Genomic DNA, 287 nt, shown 5'->3' with positions numbered 1-287 from the left:
TACTAATGTCGATGATATTCATGGATGAATGTCTTTCATCGACCTCTAAATAGGAGCTTGGCAATGTCCTACTTTCACATGGGAAACCCCACACTATCATCGGCGCTATTTCGTTTCACTACTGAGTTCGGCATGGAGTCAGGTGGTTCCAAAACGCTATGGTTACCAAGCATAAACTGTGTGCAAGACGTCTATCAACATCTCACTAAAATCTGGAAAAGAGTATTAAATTCTTTTGTCTACTTTAATTCTTAACTTCTAACAATCAAAACCACTTTGGCGTTGTA

Annotated in this window: 1 rRNA gene; it reads right to left on the bottom strand. The window is 39.0% G+C overall.

Going from position 1 to position 287, the window contains the following annotated elements:
* Positions 1-55 precede the first annotated feature (55 nt).
* Positions 56-170: ribosomal RNA gene (rrf, locus tag CWB98_RS23230) — 5S ribosomal RNA — on the bottom strand.
* Positions 171-287: the final 117 nt, after the last annotated feature.

Origin of the sequence: Pseudoalteromonas rubra, from assembly GCF_005887115.1 — a bacterium.
Lineage (GTDB): Bacteria > Pseudomonadota > Gammaproteobacteria > Enterobacterales > Alteromonadaceae > Pseudoalteromonas > Pseudoalteromonas rubra_F.
This window is presented reverse-complemented; position numbering and strand designations above follow the sequence as displayed.